This is a genomic window from Thalassococcus sp. (assembly GCF_982780845.1).
Window position 1 is genome coordinate 110,404 of sequence record NZ_CEYADA010000002.1, and the last position, 22,733, is coordinate 133,136.

At 56.7% G+C, this 22,733-nt stretch carries 18 protein-coding genes; 13 read left to right on the forward strand and 5 right to left on the reverse strand.

The features are described 5' to 3' along the window. The first annotated feature begins 82 nt into the window (after positions 1–82). Positions 83–1,582: an oligosaccharide flippase family protein gene (locus tag AC4FIA_RS02755; protein WP_490364624.1), complete on the forward strand. Its 1,500-nt coding sequence runs from the start codon at positions 83–85 to the stop codon at positions 1,580–1,582. Here AC4FIA_RS02755 and AC4FIA_RS02760 read toward each other — a convergent pair. The 3 genes from AC4FIA_RS02760 to AC4FIA_RS02770 are packed head-to-tail and all read right to left on the reverse strand — an operon-like array spanning position 1,524 to position 5,045. Beyond that, entirely contained in the window at positions 1,524–2,612 is a 1,089-nt protein-coding gene (locus AC4FIA_RS02760) for a glycosyltransferase family 4 protein (protein ID WP_490364625.1), read from the reverse strand. The genes AC4FIA_RS02755 and AC4FIA_RS02760 overlap by 59 nt on opposite strands. Beyond that, the gene (locus AC4FIA_RS02765; RefSeq protein WP_490364626.1) at positions 2,594–3,631 is read right to left on the reverse strand and encodes an acyltransferase family protein; all 1,038 of its coding nucleotides are present in this window, start codon (positions 3,629–3,631) and stop codon (positions 2,594–2,596) included. The genes AC4FIA_RS02760 and AC4FIA_RS02765 overlap by 19 nt, the downstream gene beginning before the upstream one ends. After that, entirely contained in the window at positions 3,603–5,045 is a 1,443-nt protein-coding gene (locus AC4FIA_RS02770; RefSeq protein ID WP_490364627.1) for a mannose-1-phosphate guanylyltransferase/mannose-6-phosphate isomerase, read from the reverse strand. Before AC4FIA_RS02770 ends, AC4FIA_RS02765 begins: the two co-directional genes overlap by 29 nt. 205 nt (positions 5,046–5,250) lie before the next feature. Here AC4FIA_RS02770 and AC4FIA_RS02775 point away from each other — a divergent pair, with 205 nt between their 5' ends. After that, a complete protein-coding gene (locus AC4FIA_RS02775) occupies positions 5,251–6,309 on the forward strand; it encodes a glycosyltransferase family 4 protein (protein ID WP_490364628.1) in 1,059 nt (352 codons plus the stop codon). Here the strand turns inward: AC4FIA_RS02775 and AC4FIA_RS02780 are convergent. After that, positions 6,299–8,623: a hypothetical protein gene (locus AC4FIA_RS02780; protein ID WP_490364629.1), complete on the reverse strand. Its 2,325-nt coding sequence runs from the start codon at positions 8,621–8,623 to the stop codon at positions 6,299–6,301. The genes AC4FIA_RS02775 and AC4FIA_RS02780 overlap by 11 nt on opposite strands. A gap of 234 nt (positions 8,624–8,857) precedes the next feature. Between AC4FIA_RS02780 and AC4FIA_RS02785 the strand changes: the two genes are divergently transcribed. The 11 genes from AC4FIA_RS02785 to AC4FIA_RS02835 all read left to right on the forward strand — a co-directional run bounded on the left by AC4FIA_RS02785 (position 8,858) and on the right by AC4FIA_RS02835 (position 21,997). Continuing rightward, entirely contained in the window at positions 8,858–9,997 is a 1,140-nt protein-coding gene (locus AC4FIA_RS02785; protein ID WP_490364630.1) for a polysaccharide biosynthesis/export family protein, read from the forward strand. A 63-nt stretch (positions 9,998–10,060) separates the two neighbouring features. After that, entirely contained in the window at positions 10,061–11,170 is a 1,110-nt protein-coding gene (locus tag AC4FIA_RS02790; protein ID WP_490364812.1) for a glycosyltransferase, read from the forward strand. Positions 11,171–11,204: 34 nt separating this feature from the next. Further along, positions 11,205–12,578 (forward strand): phosphomannomutase, encoded by a 1,374-nt coding sequence (locus AC4FIA_RS02795; protein ID WP_490364631.1) that lies wholly within the window; start codon positions 11,205–11,207, stop codon positions 12,576–12,578. A gap of 170 nt (positions 12,579–12,748) precedes the next feature. Further along, on the forward strand, positions 12,749–14,083 hold the full coding sequence (locus AC4FIA_RS02800) for an NAD(P)-dependent oxidoreductase (protein WP_490364632.1): 1,335 nt from the start codon (positions 12,749–12,751) through the stop codon (positions 14,081–14,083). A 3-nt stretch (positions 14,084–14,086) separates the two neighbouring features. Next, entirely contained in the window at positions 14,087–15,391 is a 1,305-nt protein-coding gene (gene preA, locus AC4FIA_RS02805) for an NAD-dependent dihydropyrimidine dehydrogenase subunit PreA (RefSeq protein WP_488048981.1), read from the forward strand. 185 nt (positions 15,392–15,576) lie between these two features. Further along, entirely contained in the window at positions 15,577–16,827 is a 1,251-nt protein-coding gene (locus AC4FIA_RS02810; RefSeq protein WP_490364633.1) for a Zn-dependent hydrolase, read from the forward strand. A 55-nt stretch (positions 16,828–16,882) separates the two neighbouring features. Beyond that, positions 16,883–18,337 carry a dihydropyrimidinase gene (gene hydA, locus AC4FIA_RS02815; RefSeq protein ID WP_490364634.1) on the forward strand — a complete coding sequence of 485 codons (1,455 nt, stop codon included), beginning with the start codon at positions 16,883–16,885 and terminating at the stop codon, positions 18,335–18,337. A gap of 45 nt (positions 18,338–18,382) precedes the next feature. Then, complete coding sequence (locus AC4FIA_RS02820) at positions 18,383–19,159, forward strand: ABC transporter ATP-binding protein (RefSeq protein ID WP_488048978.1); 777 nt, start codon at positions 18,383–18,385, stop codon at positions 19,157–19,159. Between the two features lies 1 nt (position 19,160). Beyond that, positions 19,161–20,108, forward strand: a complete 948-nt coding sequence (locus AC4FIA_RS02825; protein WP_287473397.1) for an ABC transporter permease — start codon at positions 19,161–19,163, stop codon at positions 20,106–20,108. Beyond that, positions 20,105–20,956, forward strand: coding sequence for an ABC transporter permease (locus AC4FIA_RS02830; RefSeq protein WP_287473396.1), 852 nt, complete (start codon positions 20,105–20,107; stop codon positions 20,954–20,956). Before AC4FIA_RS02825 ends, AC4FIA_RS02830 begins: the two co-directional genes overlap by 4 nt. 45 nt (positions 20,957–21,001) lie before the next feature. Continuing rightward, a complete protein-coding gene (locus tag AC4FIA_RS02835; RefSeq protein ID WP_490364635.1) occupies positions 21,002–21,997 on the forward strand; it encodes an ABC transporter substrate-binding protein in 996 nt (331 codons plus the stop codon). Positions 21,998–22,049: 52 nt separating this feature from the next. Here the strand turns inward: AC4FIA_RS02835 and AC4FIA_RS02840 are convergent, their stop codons facing one another. Next, positions 22,050–22,667 (reverse strand): TetR family transcriptional regulator C-terminal domain-containing protein, encoded by a 618-nt coding sequence (locus AC4FIA_RS02840; protein ID WP_490364636.1) that lies wholly within the window; start codon positions 22,665–22,667, stop codon positions 22,050–22,052. Positions 22,668–22,733 lie beyond the last annotated feature (66 nt).

Consider the following 22,733-nt stretch of genomic DNA (forward strand, 5'->3'; position numbering starts at 1 on the left):
CTAAAAACGGGATTAACGAATGCTTAAAGCCCGGCATGCGACGGTTGGTTTCACCACGAAATGCACGGCTTACGGCGCCTTGATGTCCATTTTAATTGTAACTGCAAAGTCTCGGGCCTTGGGGGCCTTGTCGCTGGGTTTAACCGTGCTGGGTCCGGCATCGCAGCAGATCGCGTCACTGGTGATCGCTCTGGCCGCTGCTGCGATTTTAAATGTTGCTGATTTCGGCACCTACGCCTTGGCCATAGTGTTTGTCGAGGCTGGCATCCTGCTGATCTACACCGGCTTTCATCACTTTATTACAGTCGATGGCGAGGATGAGTCCGTTCTTTTGCCAACCTGTTTATGCTTGATGGTGGGGATCAGCGCGGCTTTCGGTCTTGTCCTGTTCTGTTTGGCCCCATCGCTTGCTGTTTGGTTCGAAAGCCCCGAGCTTTCGTTGTTGTTGCAGGTGCTTTCCGTTTTGCAGCCCGCTGCCGCAGTGATTGGGTGGTGTTCGGCTGTGTTGTTGCGAAAGGGCGCGACGACCACCTATTTTGCCGGTCTTTTATTCAGCAACGCCGCATCGGTTTTTATCGGCGTTCTCGGACTACTGGTGTGGCCGTCCGTATTCGCGCTGCTTGCCTACCGTGTGGTGCGTATCTGCATTGGCTTGGCAGTGTTCCTTTGGGCGGTGCCCGTAAAACCCAAGCTTGGTTTCAACCAATCCTTGGCCAGACGGGCCTTTGCTTTCGCGCGTAGCTTATACGCCGCGCGATTTCTTGGGTATTTCGGCAATTTCGGGGCCGACCTTGTGCTAGCGGCCATGTTTACGACGGCAGAGTCCGGCCTTTACAGGTTTGCAAACCGTTTGGCGTCGGCCTCTGTCGATGTCGTCGCGCTGCCGATCAGAACGCTTGCTCAGTCACGCTTCGGTCTGGCCGCGCGTGAGGGTGCCGGATTGCAGGGCAGGTTCGAGGTGTTTGTTACCTACCTCGCCTTCTTCGGAGGTGGGGCAGTGGTAACCGTGACCCTTCTTGCGGAAAGCGCCGTCGCGGACTTGTTTCGACCAGAATATCTGCCTGCCGCCGCACACGTCGGGTATCTGGCCTGCCGATCCATTTTAGTAGCGTTCGGGGATCTGACCGAACCGGTGTTTGCTGCACTCAAGAAGACAAAAATCAGTCTCTGTTATAGCGTAATCAGTACATTTTTAACGCTTACAGCGATCACGTTTAGCGCGCCATACGGTGTCGGGTCTATGGTGGTCGCCCTTGCAATCGGCGGGCTTGTTTCGGCGGTGGCCGCGGTGGGTTTGATCTTAAGGCACACTGATCTGAAGATCCGGCCCTTGCTGGTTCCGCTGTTCAAAATCGTCGTTGCACTTAGTGGGTTTGCGTTTGCCTTGGGTGGCATTCTGGACAGCGTTGACTTGGGCTTTATCGGTCAACTTATCGTTGCGGTTTGCCTAGCGCTTTTCACTACTCTTTTCGCGGCATTGATCGGGGCTTTGCCGGGTTTCGGATTGCCCCTCGTTACATCTTTCAAAAACCCCAGCCTTCCAGATGTTCCCAAACACGCTGTGCGGCAGCGTTCCATGTAAATCGAGATGCCTGCTGCCGTGGGCAATCCCGCGCGGTCACGTGACCTGTGCAAATCTTGGCAATGTGCTGGGCCCAATCAGATGGGCGCATGTCGTGCACGACATAGCCTGCTTTTCCGACAACTTCGGGCAGTGCCCCATAGGGCGACACGATGGGGTGCTTTCCAAAGCACATGGCTTCCAGCGCAGGAAGGCCAAAGCCCTCTTCCAGCGACGGGATCAAAACGGTTTGTGTTGCCTGATAGAGCGCGGCCAGTTCTGCGTCGGGGCATCGGCCCGCGAAGATGACATTCGAAGGAACGGTCACGCCGGCACGCTCAAAATCTTTGGAAGTTGCGCTGCCAACCAGTACCAAGGGGATGTCGCCCAACCGTTGATCCCTGAATACATCGATCAGGAAAGCCACGTTTTTATGCGGCAGGGTCGAGCTGAAGCCGAGGCAGAAGGGTGTGCTGGTTGCTAATTCCAAACGCTTCAGAACTGCGGTGTCAAGTTTGGTGGATACGACGGTGCTTGGGCCGTTTGGGACCACCCCTATCGTGTCCGCATGTCCGATCCCGAGCGCAAGTAGCGCCTGCTTTGAATGCTCGGACACCGTTAAAATCCTGTTGCCGCTCGCGCCAGCCCGCCGAGAGGTCAGCTGACGCCATTTCCGAGCGGGGAAACCGTAAGACTGCGGCGTGCGAAAGACGTGGGCATCGTGCAGCATCGTGACATAGCCGCTGCCTCGAAGCGGGACTGAGTTGAACAGACCCAGAGGCACGCCGACCTCGCGAAGTTTGGGCATATAAACCTGGTCCCACATCGTACCCGTGGATTGGCCGACAGCGATGACAGAGCGGGATAGTTGCATTGCGCGGTTTTCCAGCGGTTTCGGCACGGCAATTTGTACTTTCCATCCGCGCTCATCCGCCGAGGTGATCAATGCTTTGGTCAGGTTCAAAGCCACCGCGTTCACAGCGCTGTTTGTATCCTTCAGAAAGCGCCCGTTGATTACGATCGACCGTGGCTTCACCGCCAACCCAGCCATTTCTCAATACCTGCACGATTGGCGATTTGGCCTGCCAACAGGGGAATAATCAGCCCGAGTAGGGTCGCTGCGCAGATGATCACGGCCCAGTCTGTAACGCCGACTTGCAGCAATCCGATGCGGGTGCCTGCGGTTATCAGGATGTGCAAAACGAAAACCGGCATCGTGTTCTGTCCGATAAGTCGAAGCACCTGCATGATTGGCACATCCGGCATATTCAGAGCCACATATTGGCTTGCTCTGTACAGTAAAAACGGCCCTGCAAATGCCGCGGGCAACAGCCAGATCTGCGACGCGGGATACGCATCTGTATTGTCGATTGGCAGGGTCCAAAGCATTAGTAAGCTAAGGGCCGTGATAATAACTGCCACCGTTGTCGATGATTTCGGGAAGGGTCCGGAACTCCCCGCGTTGGGGATCATCGTTCCGAGGATAAAGAAGCCGATAAAACGGGTCTGGTCGGGTAATGCGGGTAGGATGTATGGCGCGCTGATAACGGCAATGCCCAGTGCTGCACGTGCCGTCTTTGGCGCCCCCCTCGCCGCGCGGGTTATCAGAATTGCGATGCCCAAATAGTAGAGAAACCACATGACTGCGGGCGGTTTCCACAGAATGGTCAAAGGATGAAAGCCGGTCATCGCGGTATTTGTATAGGCCCGCATTAAAAAATGGGCCGACATCAAAACCAAGCTCCACAACAGATAGGGCCAGACCAATCGGGACCAGAACCTTGCTGCAAAAACATCTGTTGGAAGGTTGATCAGTCTGGGCGCCAGATAGCCCGAGATCATGAAGAAGAGCGGCATATGCACCGCATAAATCGCGGTTAAAACCCGTTCTGTGTTGTCCGAGATAAGGCCAGCGCCAAGCGCACCAACCAGGGCATGGCCAAAGACCACAAGGACCATCGCAAAGCCGCGCGCAATGTCCAAACCCACGTCGCGATTTTTGACCCGTGTCAGGGGTGCTGCGCGCAGGTTCGGAAGCAACTCAGCCCTTTGCGCCTTGTCCCCGTGCATATACGTCCTCGTAGCGAATGATGTCGTCTTCGCCTACGTAGCTTCCGGTCTGAACCTCGATCAGAACCATGGGCACCTTGCCGGGGTTTTCCATCCGGTGCTTTGCGCCCAGCGGCACGTAGATCGATTCATTTTCCGACACCAGAGTGACCTTTTCGTCCACAGTGACACGCGCGGTGCCCTCGACGACGATCCAGTGTTCGGACCTATGGTAATGGCTTTGCAGGGATAGCGCCGCGCCGGGGTGTACCAAAATACGTTTCACCTGAAAGCGGCCGCCGATGACAAGGCTTTCGAACCAGCCCCAAGGGCGATGTTCCTTGGGGAAGTCTTCGGCCTGTGTCGCTGATTTTGCCTTTAGCCGGTCAACGGCCAGCTTTACATCCTGCGCGCGATCCTTGGATGCAATCAGAACGGCGTCGTTCATAGCAACGGCAATCAGGTTTTCCACCCCGATCCCGACCAGTTCCAGTCGTTCGGATTCAGACCGCAGGATACTGTCTTTGCATTCAATCGCCGTCACATTACCTATAGCGGCAACGCCGGAATTATCCTGATCAGACGCACGCCAGACAGCGTCCCATCCACCCAAATCGGACCAGTCCGAGTTATAGGGCACGACAGCCAGACCGGTCGCCTTTTCCATAACCGCGTAGTCGATCGAGATGTTCGGCGCGCGGTCCCAATCGGCAGGTGCGAGGCGCAAGAAACCGAGATCAGGTTGCGCATTGCTGACAGAGGCCTGCACGGGCGGAACAATCTCGGGCGCGTGTTTCTGGAATGCGTCGACAACGTCTGATGCGCGGAACAGGAAGATACCCGCATTCCAAAGGTAGTTCCCCTTCGAAAGCATTGCTTCGGCTGTGGTCAAATCGGGCTTCTCGACAAATGCCTTCAGCGGCAGACAATCGTCGCCACCTGTGTCCAGCTCTAGATAGCCGTAGCCCGTTTCGGGGCGATCCGGTTGAATGCCGAACAACACAATGCGCCCATCGTTTACAGCCATCATGCCTTTGGCAATGGCCTGGTGAAAGGCGGCGTTATCCTGAATGAGGTGGTCGGATGGGGCCACCAGCATGACGGCTTCGGGATTGCGATCCATCAGATGTAGCGCGGCGGCCAGAACCGCAGGCGCCGTGTTCCGGCCCGAGGGTTCGATCATCACTGTGCCCGGATCAATCCCGACTTCGGTCAGTTGCTCGGTCACGATGAATCGGAAGTCCGAATTGGCAACCACGACAGGCTTTTCGAACCTGATCTTACCTGCAGTGCCGTGCAAACGGCGGGCCGTTGCCTGAAACAGCGAAGTGTCGCCAATCAGGGGCGAAAACTGCTTCGGATAGCTTTTGCGGGACAAAGGCCAAAGCCGTGTGCCCGATCCGCCGGCAAGAATGACAGGTGTGATGCTCTGCATGATGCGCAAGCCTTTGACTGTAATGGTTACCAAGTGGTGAACATTTCTGAGAACAGAGGCCACATTAAGGAAATACGGGTCAAAAACCAGTTCTCTTCCAAGGCGTTGCGAATGAGCATCAAAAATTTAATGGTTTGGAAACCTCTCTAAACCCTGAGTACAGCATCCGAGTCTAGATCAGAGTGGGTGCGTTGTGCAGGACGCCTTGGACAATTTGGCAATCAACGGCCGCTTCCTGACGCGGACGCCCACAGGTGTTGATCGGACGGCCTATGAACTGACCTGCGCATTGGCGGATACGTCTGCGCAAAATGGCGTGCAGCCGCCCAAGATCGTGGTGCCAACGGATGCCCAGACGATCATTCCGTTTCCCGACGAGATACCTGTTCAGGCGCTTGGAAAGGTCCGACGCGGGGGTGGCGCGTTTTGGGAACAGAGCAGTCTTGCTGCCCTTCCCAATGATCAGATGCTTCTCAATTTTTGCAACACGGGGCCTATGCTGCGCAGGCAACAGGCCGTGATGATCCATGATGCACAAGTCTGGTCCGCACCCGAAAGCTACAGCGCGTCCTTCCGGAATTGGTACCGCCTGTTGTTACCATCACTCGCCCGCCGCGCCGATGTGGTTTTCACGGTATCGGATTATTCCCGCAAGATGTTGGAACACTTCGGCGTCGTCCCTCGGGGAAAGGCAAAGGTTATCCCGAACGGCGCGGACCATATTCTGCGTGTCAAATCTGACGCCACCGTTTTGGCGCGGCACGGGTTGACGCATAGGGAGTATTTTCTGGCGATTGCCAGCAACCATAAACATAAGAACATCGACCTACTGGAAACCCTGCCAACAGACCGTCCAATAGTTCTCGCAGGCGGCGCGCAGCGGGCGGACATGGGACATCTGGTCTCAATCGGGCGCGTCACAGAAGGCGAGCTAAGGGCTCTTTATGCGTCCGCTCAGGCCCTTTTGTTTCCGTCGCTCACCGAAGGTTTCGGGCTGCCTCCGCTTGAGGCGATGGCGCTGGGCACGCCTGTCATTTCATCGACCGGCGGGGCATTGCCGGACACGTGCGGCCAAGCGGCCATGTTCGCAAATCCCTCGGATGCCAATGATTGGACCACGTGCATCCAAAGGCTGAATGGCTCCAGCCAGCTTTGGAATGAACTGTCAGCCATGGGAACTGAACACGCGGCCAAATACACATGGGCCAGATCAGCAGACCTGATCCGGCACCATCTGTCCGAAGCCAGCGGGATTAGCCGATAGGCCCGTATCCAGTAGGCGCAGTTCCCGCAATCCTGTCAGAGGACCCGTGCAATTCCACTTGCGCGGCGGCGTCATTTTTAAGGTTCACATAGGGATAGATCGCTCCGGTCATGCCCGAGCAACTGAAACCACTTGACGATGTCGCAGGGTCTGCTGCTGCGTTGTTGTTCCAGACCGTGTCTCCGGCCTTTCGCAGCCAGAACTGGCTTGTGGTGGTGTCGACGGCGATCTGGATGATGTCGCCGTCCGCGATGGTATTCCCGCTTCCCATGAAGGACGAGCCGCCGGTGTGAAAGACATACGCCCCCGACCAATAGCAACGGGACACACCGTTTTGGCCGCCGGTTGCGTAGTCGATAGTATCGCCGGAAATACCCAACCCGTTTACGCCGACAGTTGCGCCAATCTCAAAGTAGACCGTTCCGCTAATCGCGATCGCCCCCCGCGTATGGCGCATACCATTGATCGCGGCAGTAGCCGACACTGTCCTGTCGCTATCGCTGTAAGCCAGCTGCTCGGGCGCAGGGCTGTTGATCTGGCTGTCCCAAGCGATGATTGCGCTCGCCACCGGCGCGGTTACGGCCGAGGTTGCGGCAGAAACCGCAGGCGCGCTGTGGCCATCGGCATTTGTTGCAATAACAGAGACTGATATTGCAGCCCCCTCCAGTTCTGCCCCTACCGTCAACATGTTCTCGGTTGCGCCAGATATCGCCACACCATCGGCCAGCCATTGGGTCGTATATGCGGTTGGTGACCCGCTCCACGTTCCGTTCGAGGCCGTCAACGTATCACCTACTACCGGTGTCAGGCTGTCGATTGTTGGCAGGCTTGTGTTTGTCGGGGGCACCAAGATGACAGGCGTTGTTCCAATGTCATAAACAACTTTGAAAAGCCCCGCATTCGTCACCCGATATGTGACCGAACCACCCGCTGCGACAGACAGTCTAAGAACTGCAGGGACGGTGGTTCTATCTGCAGTCAAGGCGACCAGTTTTGCGTGCGGATACAAAGTTTCAGTGGGTGGATTTGCGACTGCGACGTCGAAATACCCACCCAGGATCGAGCCGTCGACTGTCAGCGTCTGGATGCCATTGAAACCGGTGCTGCCAGCATCGACAGACACCTCAAAAATGCTGTCGAATATTTCGCCTGTCGCGGCCTCCATTGCGACGTCGGCCCTAAGCTGTAGCTGGCCTTTGTCGGGCGCATCGGTGATCGATACGATGAGGTCGTTGTTGACGCCGCGTGAAATCGTCCAACTTCCAGTACCCACTGCGCGCGTGGCCTGCCAACCTGTCGGAACGATGCCCGAGACACCCGTAGCAGCGGCAGGTGTATCCCCGTCAAATGTGGCAAGCGCACCCAAACGGTTCGCCGCATTGTCCATCCGGTTGCCCGCCACAAGGCTGCGAATGGTGCTGGCAGTTTGCCCCGCTAGATAAGCGGCGCCATGGGACACATTGGGGTGTGTCCGGTCATCCTTCATGGTTACGGGATCAAAGCCAGAGATATCGACAGCAATCACTGAAGGATTGAGCGCTGCGATATCGCGAATGATTTGCGCCAGCTCGGCGTAATATGCGTCATTGCCATAGGGGTCGACGTCTTCGGCACTGGTCCGGCCATCCGGTAACGTCGGCACGGCAACGACCGTCGCGCCAGCCGCGACATAGCGGTCAAACAGATCCTGAATCTGCGTTCGATGATCTTCAACAGTCGCGTTCAGTTCACGATTTGCACCAATCGGCCCGACCACAACAATCGTATTGTTTGGGACAATCCGCTCAATCACGCTGCCCGCGCTATCCAGCATGTCGATGATCGTGTGACCGCCCACCGCCTGATTGTATTCCGGCGGAACCAGCGCAACATCCCCCGTGGTCGACACCAGAAGATCGCGAAATCCGGTATGCGCCATGACGCTGTCGCCATCGATCAAAAGCGTAGGCGGCGTGTCAGCAGAAAAGATTTCCGTCGTCACGCCCAAAAGGTTTTCTGGAAGAATGGTCGAACGGGACGTCAAGCTTCCGTACTGGACCAGTTCCTGCTCTCCGTTCGCAAGCAGCCAGATGTTGTAGACACAGCTTTGACCTTCGGGCAGCGCAGCAAGATCGTCTGTACCAAGCACCGCTTGGCTGTCTTGCGTCACGTGTTGAAGAAGCGGCGATTGGTGGGAATGCTCGGCGATCGTGATGGCCACGCTGGCACTCGTCGGAACGCTGTCAAAATGAAACGCCAGCGCTTCGCCGGTGAAAAATCGGACATCCTTACGTGCGACTTCGTTTCCGAATTGCACCACCACGTTCTCGGTCATATCGCACCCCTTATGAAAAAGCTGACCGCGAATTTTGTGGTGTTTGGCTAAAAAGCCTTTAGGCCGCCGTGCGCTACCGCATCGGATGCAACGGATTGTCGGAACTGCTTAAGGGGCTGTTAACCTCGCTCAAGAATTAATGAGGCCAGTTCTTAACCTGCCTCCGGTTCTTTTATGGTCACTCTGAAACCAGCACTCTTAACGGCTCTTACCCTTGCACTGCCAAGCATGGTCGTGGCCGGCGACTATCAGCTGATCGTCGGCGACGAGGTGCAGTTGCTTTTGCCCGGCGATACCGAGCCGTCAGTTATGAAGGTCGATCTGGATGGCGAAATCCGGTTGTCCGGTTTGGGCGGGGTCGCCGTTTCAGGGTTCAGTCTGGATGAAGCGGAACAATCAATCGAAACGGCTCTCGCGGACCGTGGCCTATACTCAAATCCAGACATCACCATCGACATTGCAAACTATGCGCATGTGACCGTCGTCGGTGATGTCGCACGTCCGGGCCGCTACGATTTCACGCCGGGAATGACCGTTGCCACCGCTTTGGCGATGTCTGGAGGCCATCAGGAATGGAGTATCAGCAAAATCGAACTCGAGCGGGCGCAGATCGAGCTGGAAAGCCAACGAAAGGCGTCCAACTACGAATTGGCGACGCTCGTTCTGCAAGAAGCTAAGCTGAGCGCAAAACTGCAGGATTTGGCTGAAATAGAGCCTGATACTTCCCGTATTCCTCAACCGACTGCGGTCAATTTCAAGATCAGGTTAGATCAGGCCACAGCACTCTTTACGCAAGAGCAGTCCTACTATGCTGAAACCCTTGCCTTTATGGAAAAAGAGGTCGGCGACCTGTGGCGCCAAAAGGAACTGTTCGATCAGAAGCTGGCCGTTCAGAACGAAATTCTGGATACGGCTGAACAGGGAATGGCGCGTTCGAAAGCGCTGCTGGCAAAGGGTCTACAGACCTCGACCCAGCAGGCGATTACGCAACAGCGTTATGCAGATGCGCGGGCGAAAAAGCTGGAACTCGAACAGGCAATATTGCTGGCAGACCGCGCATGGTCGGACGTGTTGAAGGCGAAGTCTTCTTTTGTCGAAGACCGCCGTCAAAAAGCGATGACTGAGTTGATGCAGACACAGGCCAAGCTGGATCAAGAAACGCTGAACTACCGCCGTTTGGTTAAACAACTGGCATTGCTCAGCGGCGGGGAATTCGCCGCAGCCCTACTGTCGGAAGAAGCGACCCTAACCGTCAGTGTACAAAGCTCGCGCTCTGGGCGCGAATTGCTGGAGGTTGCGGACACCAACCTGTCTCTGATGCCCGGCGATACGGTGATTATCAGCCTTAAAGACCCCAGCTTTTTCGACGGATAACCGATGTACATCAGGTCCAGAAAAGCGCCTCGGGTCGCGTTGATCCACTACTGGCTGGTGGGGATGCGCGGTGGCGAAAAGGTTCTGGAATCGCTGTGCCGGATGTTCCCGCAAGCGGATATTTTCACGCATGTTGCTATCTCTGAAAAGCTTAGCCCGACATTGCGCCGCCATAGAATTATTGAGACTAACATTGCCCAATACCCATTCTCGAGGCACCACTATCAGAACTACCTCCCCTTAATGCCCCGCGCTCTCGAGGCGCTGGATCTCAGGGGGTACGACTTGGTCATTTCGTCTGAATCCGGTCCTGCCAAGGGTGTGCTGCCCCCGCCTGATGCCCCGCACTTGTGCTACTGTCACTCACCCATGCGCTACATTTGGGATCAGTTCCATGTGTACCGCGAACAGGCCAACCCGCTGCAACGGGCCGTGATGCCCCTGTTTGCTCATGGCTTGCGTCAGTGGGACGTCTCTTCATCCGCGCGCGTCGATGGTTTTGTTGCGAACTCGACTCATGTGTCCAAGCGCATCCAGAAATACTGGCGCCGAGAGGCTACCGTCGTCGCGCCACCGGTAGACGTTTGTTCGTTCCAGCCCGCCCCGAAAGAAGAAATCAGCGATAGCTATCTTTGGGTTGGCGATCTTGCCTCGTACAAACGGCCTGACCTGATGCTTAAGGCTTTTAAACAGATGGATTTGCCGTTGAACATCATCGGCGGATCCAAGGCGCAGATACGCCAATTGTCCTCTTTGGCAGGGCAACGTACGAAATTTCTGGGTCACGTCGATGGCCCAACCTTGCGCGCTTATCTCAGCCGCTGTCGGGCGCTGATTTTTCCCGGCGAGGAAGACTTCGGCATCGTGCCCGTCGAGGCTATGGCCGCGGGTCGTCCCGTGATTGCCTATGGTCGCGGTGGTGTCCTTGATACGGTCATAGACGGACATACTGGGATTTTCTTTGATGATCCCTCAGTCGACAGTCTGGTCGGCGCAATAGACAGGTTCCAACAATCCGGTTTGGCGTCGGCGGACTCCACTGTGTTCACCGCCCAAGCTGGTAAATTCACCGAAGCCCGGTTTCACGCTGGCATTGTCAAAGCGCTGAAAAACATTGGATTTGACGAAAACGTTTGCGACTTCCCTTTGCCGGTCAGGCTTGCATCAGGTTAGATAAGATCTGAATGCAGTAAATCGTGGGGCGTTTATGTCACCAAAGTTTGGAACCAGCGGGCTTCGTGGATTGGTAACGGAACTGACGCCGGATTTGGTGACATCCTACGTTCAGGCCTTCCTGCGATCCTGCGATGTCGGAAGTACGCTCTATGTCGGCCGTGATTTGCGGCCGTCTTCTCCGAACTTGGCCGACGTTGTCATGACTGCAGCCCAAAACATGGGCATGACCGCAATCGACGCGGGCGAAGTGCCGACGCCTGCATTGGCGCTCACGGCCCAACAGCAGAGCGCCAGCGCGATCATGATCACCGGCAGCCACATACCTGCGGATCGCAATGGGCTGAAATTCTATTCCCGTGCGGGCGAGATCACCAAAAAGGATGAAACTGCGATCTGTGCGGCTTTAGAGAAGCCGGTGCAGGCTGTTGCCCAAGGTCAGCGTGTCAGCGATCCGGAAGTCAACTCTCGCTATGTATTGCGATACGTGACGGCTTTTGGAAGTGCGGCTTTGGCCGGAAAAAGGATCGGTCTTTACTCACATTCTGCAGTTGGTCGTGATGTGCTGGCCAGTATCCTGCGGCTTTTGGGGGCCGAGGTGACCGAACTCGGACGCTGCGAAACCTTCATTCCTGTTGATACCGAAGCGGTTGATAGCGCAACGCGCGACAGCATCCGTACGTGGGTTCAGTTGAACGGCTTCGATGCCGTGATGTCGATGGATGGCGATTCCGACAGGCCGCTGCTTGCTGACGAAAACGGCAAGATCGTTCCTGGCGACGTCATGGGCCAGATCACAGCCGAGGTATTGGATGCCGACACTGTCGTAACGCCCATTTCCTCGAACAGCGGCGTTTCCGCCAAAGGTTTTGCGAACGTCCATCTAACCCGTATCGGATCGCCGTTTGTGATTGAGGGTATGGAAGCGGCTGGCGGCAAGGTTATCGGCTACGAGGCGAACGGCGGTTTCCTTTTGGGGTTCGAGGCCACGGCCCTTATCGGAACCTTGTCGCCGCTTATCACGCGCGACTGCGTTTTGCCTTTGATCATGACACTGGTTGCGGCGGGTGATGGCCCTGTTTCCCAGCGCGTCGCCCACGAACCGCGCGTTATCACGGTTGCTGACCGGCTTCAGGATGTTCCGCAGGTCCGCTCTTCTGCTTTTGTTGGCAAACTGGCGCAAGATCCGGAGGCGCGCGCCCGTTTTCTGGCGGCGCTAGGTTCGACCGAACGGAAAACCGATCTGACCGATGGCGTGCGAATGTATCTGACGGATGGTCGGGTCGTGCACGTCAGGCCGTCAGGAAATGCCCCCGAATTGCGCCTCTACGTCGAAGCGCAGGACGAGGACGCAGCAAACGCGACTTTGGCACTCGGGCTTGACGTATTACGCTCGAATCTTGCTTGATTCGCTGAATTCTGTTGCTTTCATGGGCAAGTAACGTCAATTTTTGCCAATCTTTTGAGCATCTTTGAAGTTTTTTCCCGATTTCAAAAATTTACCGTTTGATAAAAAAATGAATTGAAGCAAGCTGAGTGCAGCTAAAACACCCAAAATAAAATTAGCAGGGAAAGCCAATGAACAGTCCGACAACATCCGGAATTGTTGCGGGACGGTTAAGTGAACAGCAGCTTGCTGACAATTTTTCCGACCTGCATGCCCCCCTTGATCCACACGAAGCATCAGTTGCCGCAGACCGATGCTATTTCTGCCACGACGCGCCTTGCGTAACGGCCTGTCCCACCGACATCGACATCCCGCTGTTTATCCGCCAGATCGCAACAGGCCAGCCCGAGGGCGCGGCAAAAACGATCCTGTCGCAGAACATCCTCGGCGGCATGTGTGCTCGTGTGTGCCCGACTGAAACGCTGTGCGAACAGGCATGTGTGCGGGAAGCGGCCGAGGGCAAACCAGTCATCATCGGCCAGCTTCAGCGCTTTGCGACTGACACGCTGATGGCGCAGGGCATTCATCCGTTTGCGCGTGAAGACAGTACGGGCAAGCGCGTGGCTGTTGTCGGGGCCGGCCCGTCCGGTCTTGCCTGTGCGCACCGTCTGGCGATGCGTGGCCATGACGTGGTCATCTACGAGGCCAGCACAAAGGCCGGTGGCCTGAACGAATTTGGTATTGCCGCTTACAAATCCACGGATGATTTCGCCGCGAAAGAGGTCGACTGGCTTCTTAAAATCGGTGGCATCACCATCGAAACAGGAAAGGCACTTGGTCAGGGCCTGAACCTGTCTGACCTGACCTCGGACTATGACGCGGTCTTCCTGTCCATCGGCTTGGGTGGTGTGAATGATCTGGCAGCAAGCGGCGCCGAAAAAATCGGCGTAACCGATGCAGTCGATTTCATCAGCTTGCTACGTCAAACAGATGATTTGAAAACACTGCCAATCGGTCGGAACGTCGTTGTGATCGGCGGTGGCATGACGGCTGTTGATGCGGCCGTTCAGTCAAAACTCTTGGGTGCGGAAAACGTCACCATCGCCTACCGCCGTGGCCGAGATCGGATGGCAGCGAGCGAGTTCGAACAGGACCTTGCGACCTCGAAAGGCGTTCGCATTCTCTATAATCTGCAACCCGTTGCCTTCCACGGAAACGGATCGGTGGTCGAGGTTGAATTTGAATACACCGCCGACACGCCAAACGGACTGCAGGGCACTGGCGAAACCATGCGTATTCCGGCAGACCAGGTGTTCAAGGCGATTGGCCAAACGCTTGAAACTTCGGAACAGCTGAAAATCGAACGCGGCAAGATCGCTGTCGCCGGCGCTGGACGCACTAGCGTGGACGGCGTCTGGGCCGGTGGCGATTGCGCGCTGGGCGGCGAGGATCTGACAGTGACCGCCGTCGCGGAAGGTCGCGATGCCGCAGAAGACATTCATCAAACTCTGATGGGAAAGGCGTAAACCATGGCTGATCTTACGACCAATTTCTTGGGCATCACTTCGCCGAACCCGTTCTGGCTGGCCTCTGCCCCTCCCACGGACAAAGAATACAACGTCCGTCGCGCATTCGAGGCCGGCTGGGGCGGTGTTGTCTGGAAAACACTTGGGTCCGAAGGCCCCCCAATCGTCAACGTGAACGGGCCCCGCTATGGCGCGATCTATGGCGCTGATCGCCGCCTTCTGGGCCTGAACAATATCGAATTGATCACAGACCGTCCGTTGGAAACCAACCTTGAGGAAATGGCCCGCGTCAAAGCGGACTATCCCGACCGCGCCCTGATCGCGTCGATCATGGTCCCGTGTGAGGAAGAAGCCTGGAAAGCGATCCTGCCCCGCGTGGCGGAAACCAACGCTGACGGGATCGAACTGAACTTCGGTTGCCCCCACGGGATGAGCGAGCGCGGCATGGGCGCCGCCGTCGGTCAGGTGCCCGAATACATCGAGATGGTCACGCGCTGGTGTAAAAAATACTACGATCGCCCTGTGATCGTGAAGCTGACGCCGAACATCACTGACGTCCGTTACCCTGCGCGAGCCGCAAAGAACGGTGGCGCGGATGCGGTCAGCCTGATCAACACGATCTCGTCCATCACGTCCGTGAACCTCGATAACTTCAGCCCTGAACCGTCGATTGACGGCAAAGGCAGCCACGGCGGCTATTGTGGCCCCGCGGTGAAGCCTATCGCGATGAATATGGTGGCTGAAATTGCCCGCGATCCCGAAACGCACGGTCTGCCCATCAGCGGTATCGGCGGGGTCACTACATGGCGTGATGCGGCCGAATTTATGTCGCTGGGCGCTGGCAATGTTCAGGTTTGCACGGCGGCGATGACCTACGGCTTCAAGATCGTTCAGGAAATGATCACTGGTCTATCTGAGTGGATGGACAAAAAGGGCTATACATCGACGTCTGACTTCATCGGTCAGGCCGTGCCCAACGTGACCGACTGGCAGTACCTGAACCTGAACTATATCGCCAAGGCCAAGATCGATCAGGACGCCTGCATTAAATGCGGTCGCTGCTATATCGCCTGTGAAGATACCAGCCATCAGGCGATCTGGATGAAGGAAGGCCGCGTGTTCGAGGTCAACGATGCCGAATGCGTGGCGTGTAACCTTTGCGTCGATGTTTGCCCGATCGAAGGCTGCATCACAATGGAACGGATGCCAGCAGGTGCAACGGATCCTCGTACAGGCCAGACCGTTCAGGATGAATACGCCAACTGGACTATGCATCCGAACAACCCGTCCTCGCAGGCGGCGGAATAAAAAACGGGGCGCTGCATGGCTTTGATGCAGATTTGTGCAGCGCCTCACTCAAACCAATCTCAGGCCGCGAGCGCACAGAATAAATCTTGACCGGCTGGTCAGTTTCTGTTCGCCTAGTGGCGATCCAGTGATCCAAGCCCGACCAAGCCAAAAGGCATAGGGCACGACAACAGGGAGACATGCTTATGCCCGCACCCGGTGAAAACCTGCGGATCAATGGCGACCGTCTTTGGGACAGTCTGATGGATATGGCCAAAATCGGCCCAGGTGTCGCCGGTGGTAACAACCGCCAGACGCTGACCGACGCCGACGGCGAAGGCCGCGCGCTATTCAAGCAATGGTGCGACGACGCGGGCTGTACGATGGGCGTCGATACCTTGGGCAACATGTTCGCCCGCCGCGAAGGCACTGATCCGGAAGCGCTTCCTGTTTACGTCGGCTCTCACCTTGATACGCAACCCACCGGAGGCAAATACGACGGTGTTCTGGGCGTTCTAGGCGGCTTGGAAGTGATCCGGTCGCTCAATGACATGGGCATCAAAACCAAACACCCCATTGTTGTAACCAACTGGACGAATGAGGAAGGCACGCGCTTTGCCCCAGCCATGCTGGCCTCGGGTGTGTTTGCTGGCGTTCACACCCAAGACTGGGCCGAAGATCGTACAGATGCTCAGGGAAAACGGTTCGGCGATGAACTGGACCGGATCGGCTGGCGTGGGGATGAACCCGTCGGTGCACGCAAGATGCACGCATTTTTCGAACTCCACATCGAACAGGGCCCGATCCTAGAAGCTGAAGGCAAGGACATCGGCGTCGTGACGCATGGTCAGGGTCTGGCGTGGATTCAGGTCACAATCACCGGCAAAGATGCGCACACAGGCTCGACCCCGATGCCGATGCGCAAGAACGCGGGCCTTGGAATGGCGCGCATTCTGGAAAAGGTCGATGAAATCGCATGGTCCCACAAACCCCACGCTGTGGGCGCGGCGGGCCATATCGATGTCTACCCGAACTCGCGCAATGTGATCCCCGGTAAGGTCGTGTTCACTGTCGATTTCCGCTCGCCTGATCTGGCGGTCATTCAGGACATGGAAAAGCGCCTATATGAAGAGGGCGAAAAGATCGCGGCTGATATGGGCCTGACGATTGAATTTGAAAAGGTTGGCGGCTTTGACCCCGTCGCCTTTGACGATGATTGCGTTAGTGCCATTCGTAGCGCGGCGGAACGTCTGGGGTATTCCCACATGAACATCATTTCGGGCGCTGGGCACGATGCCTGCTGGATCAATCAGGTGGCCCCGACCGCAATGGTGATGTGCCCTTGTGTCGATGGCCTAAGCCACAACGAAGCCGAAGAGATTTCGAAAGAATGGGCAACAGCGGGCGCTGACGTTCTTCTGCACGCCGTGGTCGAAACGGCCGAGATCGTATCGTGACAGAACGGCACAAACCGATAAGCTATACGAATTCAATGATCCGAGGAGTATTTCCATGACCACTGTGATCAAGAACGGAACGGTCGTTACGCATGACCTGACCTACAAAGCAGATGTTCTGATTGAGAACGGCCAGATCATTGAAATCGGGCAGGGCCTTTCGGGTGATGAGGTACTGGACGCCACGGGCTGCTATGTGATGCCGGGCGGTATTGACCCGCACACGCATCTCGAGATGCCGTTTATGGGCACATACTCGAGCGATGATTTCGAAAGCGGCACGCGCGCGGCGCTGTCCGGTGGCACCACTATGGTTGTCGACTTCGCGCTGCCGTCGCCGGGTCAGGGCCTCTTGGACGCGATCCAGATGTGGGACAACAAATCGACCCGCGCGAACTGTGACTATTCCTTCCACATGGCCGTCACATGGTGGAGCGAACAGGTCTTTGATGAAATGGAAACCGTGATCAAGGATCGCGGTATCAACACCTTTAAGCACTTCATGGCCTACAAAGGTGCGTTGATGGTCAACGATGATGAACTTTACGCATCATTCAACCGTCTCGCCGATCTGGGCGGCATCGCCATGGTGCACGCCGAAAACGGTGATGTGGTTGCGGAACTGTCCTCCAAGCTTCTGGCGGAAGGCAACACAGGCCCCGAAGCACACGCCTATTCCCGCCCCCCGCAGGTCGAAGGCGAAGCAACCAACCGCGCGATCATGATCGCCGATATGGCGGGTGTGCCGCTCTATGTTGTCCACACCTCTTGTGAAGAATCCCACGAAGCCATCCGCCGCGCCCGCCAGCAGGGCAAGCGCGTTTGGGGCGAACCGCTCATCCAGCATCTGACACTGGATGAAAGCGAATACTTCAACCCTGATTGGGACCATGCCGCGCGCCGCGTCATGTCGCCCCCGTTCCGCAATAAACAGCATCAGGATAGCCTGTGGGCGGGGCTTCAGTCCGGCTCTCTTTCCGTTGTTGCTACCGACCACTGTGCATTCACGACCGAACAGAAACGCTATGGCGTCGGTGACTTCACAAAGATCCCGAACGGAACCGGCGGGCTTGAGGACCGTATGCCCATGCTCTGGACATACGGCGTCGGCACAGGCCGCCTGACCCCGAACGAATTCGTCGCCGTTACGTCGACCAACATTGCGAAAATTCTGAACTGCTATCCGAAAAAAGGTGCGGTTCTAGTCGGTGCGGATGCGGACCTTGTTGTCTGGGATCCCGAAAAGGAAAAAACCATCACCAGCAGCACCCAGCAGTCTGCAATCGATTACAACGTCTTCGAAGGCAAAAAGGTCAAAGGCCTGCCGCGCTACACGCTGACCCGTGGGCAGGTTGCCGTGATGGATGGTGAAATTAAAACTCAAGAAGGCCATGGCGAGTTCGTCAAACGCGAACCCAACACGCCTGTGAACCGCGCCCTCAGCACTTGGAAAGAACTGACCTCGCCGCGTCCGGTCGAGCGAACAGGAATACCCGCAACCGGTGTTTGATCTGTAACCCCATACCCAGCCAGACACCCAAGCAAGGAAGACCCTATGAAGACCCCTGTGATTCAGGCCAAGGACCTGAACCTCACGTTTGAAACGAATGACGGCCCTGTCCATGCGCTGAAAGGCGTGAACCTTGATATCCAGCAGGGCGATTTTGTTTCCTTCATTGGGCCGTCTGGCTGCGGCAAGACCACGTTTCTACGCTGCATCGCTGGCCTTGAGACACCCACCGGCGGGTCACTGACCGTTAACGGCATGTCGCCCGATGACGCACGTAAGGCCCGCGCTTACGGCTATGTGTTTCAGGCAGCGGGCCTGTACCCGTGGCGCACCATCGGGGGCAACATCCGCTTGCCGCTGGAAATCATGGGCTATTCCAAACAAAAGCAGGCCGAACAGGTTCAGCGCACGCTGGAACTGGTCGACCTTGCGGGTTTCGAAAAGAAGTTCCCATGGCAGTTGTCTGGCGGCATGCAGCAACGCGCGTCTATCGCGCGCGCACTCGCTTTTGATGCCGATATCCTGCTGATGGACGAACCCTTTGGCGCGCTGGATGAAATCGTGCGCGACCACCTGAACGCTGAACTGCTTAAGCTGTGGGACCGCACCGGCAAAACCGTGGGCTTTGTCACCCACTCGATCCCCGAGGCCGTGTTCCTGTCGACCAAGATCGTCGTGATGTCGCCGCGTCCGGGTCGGATCACCGATGTGATTGAAAGCACGCTGCCCCGTGAACGCCCCTTGGAAATTCGCGATTCAAAGGAATTCATCGAGATCGCTCACCGTGTCCGCGAAGGCCTGAAGGCAGGATCGGAGGTCTAGGATGAAGCGCCTTTTGCCAGTCCTGACCGTGGTGATCGCGCTTCTGGCGGTGTGGTATATCGCCTGTATCCCGATGAACGTGAAAGAGGTGCTGACAACCGCTGAACGCGCAGGCGTCACCATCGACCCACCCAGCGCCGCTGAACGGCGCGATATGGGGCATCTGGCGCTGGTCATGCGCAACACCGACGCATTGGGCGGCAGCTGGTCACAGGACCGCGCTCGCCTGCCATCGCCGCACCAGATCACCGCCGAGCTTTGGAAAAGCACGTGGGAGGAAGAGGTCAACGGCCGTCGTGGCATCGTCCGCTCTGGTAGCCTGTCGAAGCGGTCTCTGATCTATCACGGCTGGATCACGCTCAGCGCCACGTTTGTCGGCTTTCTGATCGGTGCTGGTCTGGGCGTCTTGCTGGCCGTCGGCATCGTGCATTCCCGCGTCATGGACATGAGCGTGATGCCATGGGCGATCATCAGCCAGACCATCCCAATCGTCGCACTCGCGCCCATGATTATCGTCGTGCTGTATTCTGTCGGCATCAACGGACTGATCCCCAAAGCCATCATCAGCGCATACCTCAGTTTCTTTCCTGTCGTAGTCGGCATGGTCAAAGGCCTGCGCGCGCCGGACCACATGCAGCTTGATCTGCTGAAAACCTACAACGCAACTCAGTCCCAGACCTTCTGGAAGCTACGCCTGCCATCCTCGGTGCCGTACCTGTTCACATCGCTGAAAATCGGCATCGCGGCGTCCTTGGTGGGGGCCATTGTGGGCGAACTGCCGGTTCAGCGCGGCGGCCTTGGCGCACGCATGTTGGGCGGGTCTTACTATGGTCAGACAGAACAAATCTGGGCGGCGCTGTTTGTTGCCGCGGGTATGGCCGCGTTGCTGGTATGGCTGATCGGCTGGCTTGAAAAGCGGACGCTGACAAGAATGGGGATGCTGACATGATCCTTGTTGTTCTTGCCTTCGTCTTCTGGATCGCCGCGTGGGGCCTGAACGGCTATCTGGCCAACGGACCCTTCGCGAAACAGCGTTGGGTGTCGATTGCTGTGCCTGCGATTTTTGGCATTACCATTCTTGTGTGCTGGGAACTGATCGTGCGTGGTGCGGGGGTTCCGGCTGTAATCCTGCCGCCGCCTACACAGATTGCCAGCACTCTGGTTGCCAATCTGGACGTGGTCTGGGGCGATTTCGTTCAGACATTCGTCAAAGGCGCGCTATCGGGTTATCTGATCGGGTGTGGTGCGGGCTTCCTTCTGGCGATACTTGTGGATCGTTACCAGTTCCTGCGTGAAGGTCTGCTGCCTGTTGGCAACTTCATGGCGGCACTTCCCATCGTGGGTACGGCGCCCATCCTTGTGATGTGGTTCGGTTTCGACTGGCAGTCGAAGGCGGCAGTCGTTGTCATCATGGTGTTCTTCCCGATGCTGGTGAACACCGTTGCGGGCTTGCGCGACACGACGGCCATGCAGCGCGATCTGATGCGCACCTATGGCGCGGGCTATTTCCAGACGCTGTTCAAACTGCGCTTGCCCGCCGCGATGCCGTTCATTTTCAACGGATTGAAAATTACCACCACCTTGGCCCTGATCGGTGCGATCGTGGCCGAGTTCTTTGGATCACCGACAAGAGGCATGGGGTTCCGTATCTCGACTTCGGTCGGTCAACTGGCGCTGGACATGGTCTGGGCCGAAATTGTCGCCGCCGCGATAGCTGGCAGCCTTTTCTATGGCGCGGTGACTTTCCTCGAACAACGGGTGACATTCTGGCACCCCAGTCAGAGGGCAAAACAATAAGTTCAGGCTGCGATGCTAAAACGCATATCCGACTAGGAGGTCGACATGAAAAATTACATCTACGCTGCAGCGGCTGCACTGGGGCTGGCAAGCCCCGTTATGGCTGCAAGTCATCTCGAAGACGTCACACTTCAGCTGAAATGGGTCACGCAGGCCCAGTTCGCGGGCTACTATGTGGCGCTTGAACAGGGTTTCTACGAAGAAGAGGGCCTGAACGTCACCGTGCTGCCCGGTGGCCCTGATATCGCACCGACCCAAGTCATCGCCGGTGGCGGTGCGGATGTAACCGTTGAATGGATGCCCGCCGCACTGGCCGCCCGTGAAAAGGGCCTGCCGCTGGTGAACATTGCACAGCCGTTCAAATCCTCTGGCATGATGCTGACCTGCTGGGGCGATGTGGGCATCGAAGGACCCGAGACGCTGGTGGACCGCACGCTGGGCGTCTGGTTCTTTGGCAACGAATTCCCGTTTCTCAGCTGGATGGCGCAACTTGGCATCGAAACAGATGGCAAAGACGAAAATGGTGTCGAGGTTCTGAAGCAGGGCTTCAACGTGGATCCGCTGCTTCAGCGTCAGGCGGACTGTATTTCTACCATGACGTATAACGAATACTGGCAGGTCATCGACTCGGGCGTTTCGCCGGATGAATTGGTGACCTTCAAGTACGAAGATCAGGGCGTCGCCACACTGGAAGACGGCCTTTACGTGCTGGAAGAAAACCTTGCTGATCCGGCCTTCAAAGACAAAATGGTGCGTTTCGTGAAGGCCTCGATGAAGGGCTGGAAGTGGGCCGAAGAAAACCCCGAAGACGCTGCCATGATCGTTCTGGATTATGACGAGGCCGGCGCACAGACCGAAGAACATCAGATCCGCATGATGGGCGAAGTGGCCAAGCTGACGGCAGGTTCCAACGGCGCGCTTGATCCGGCGGATTATGAACGCACAGTTCAGACGCTTTTGGCGGGTGGTTCCGATCCGGTCATCACGGTCGAGCCGACCGGTGCCTACACTCTGGATATCACAGACGCTGCTCTGGAATAATCAGCAAGCAAGATAAACAAAAACGCCCCGTTTGTACGGGGCGTTTTGCGTTTCAGGTGTTCGGATCAAGCAGTTTGCGGAACACCATATCCAGGAAAATTTCTGCCCCTTTGAACGGGTCTTTCTTGCCCAGGATTGCCCTGATCTGCACTTCGAAATCGGCATAATGCTGCGTCAGCGCCCAGATCGAAAAGATCAGGTGCACGGGATCGACCTTGGCGATTTTGCCCTCTGCGATCCAACCGTCGATGATTGCGGCCTTTTCATCGACCAAATCCTTCAGCCCGCCTTCCATTATTTCCGTCAGACGTGGCGCACCCTGCAGGGTTTCGTTGGCAAACAGGCGGCTTTCGCGCGGCATCTCTTTGCTCATCTGCAGCTTGCGTTGAACGTATTGCAACAATTCTTCGCGCGGCTCGCCGGTCGCATCGATGTCCCGAAGGGGTTGCAGCCAGATATCCAGCAAGTCCACCAGAAGGGTGCGGTGGATGTCTTCTTTGCTTGAGAAATAGTAGATCAGGTTCGGCTTGGACAGGCCCGCCTCAGAAGCGATTTGATCAAGCGTAGAGCCGCGAAACCCGTTCTGGGAAAAAACCTCAAGCGCGGCATCCAGAATACGTTTGCGGTTGCGCAACTGAATGCGGCTAAAGGTTTTTTCGGGTTCTGCCATAGGTCTATTCCATACAAGTAGGCAAAATCTAACAGCCCATCCGTCCAAGCGCGAGACCTAACAAAG